1 protein-coding gene is annotated in these 311 nt (G+C 51.1%); it reads left to right on the forward strand.

Annotated features, from left to right (window positions below; all coding sequences use genetic code 11):
• Positions 1 to 31 precede the first annotated feature (31 nt).
• A partial coding sequence (locus tag HBA93_RS20175; RefSeq protein WP_502910157.1) for a DNA polymerase III subunit beta family protein occupies positions 32 to 311 on the forward strand: 280 nt, incomplete at its 3' end.

Raw genomic sequence — 311 nt, forward strand, 5'->3', positions numbered from 1 at the left:
CTCAGCGCAATTGCATAAAGCCTTGTCAAAAGTGGCGCCATCCATCTCCACAGAGGAGACACGCTATTACTTGAACGGGGTCTATATGCACATCCCAGAACGTAGCAATGAACTGACATTCGTTGCGACCGACGGCCACCGTTTAGCTCGATATGAAGTACCTGCTCCGGATGGCAGCGAGGCTATGCCCGATGCAGGTATAATCATTCCACGCAAAACAGTTATGGAGCTGTTGAGACTGCTAAGTCGTAAGGCCTGCCCGGAGAGCACGCTCATTACCGTTGCGGATATCGGAGTGTCATTCCTTATTG

The sequence above is a fragment of the Ochrobactrum sp. SFR4 genome, assembly GCF_019730395.1.
In the GTDB taxonomy this organism is placed as follows: Bacteria; Pseudomonadota; Alphaproteobacteria; order Rhizobiales; family Rhizobiaceae; genus Pseudochrobactrum.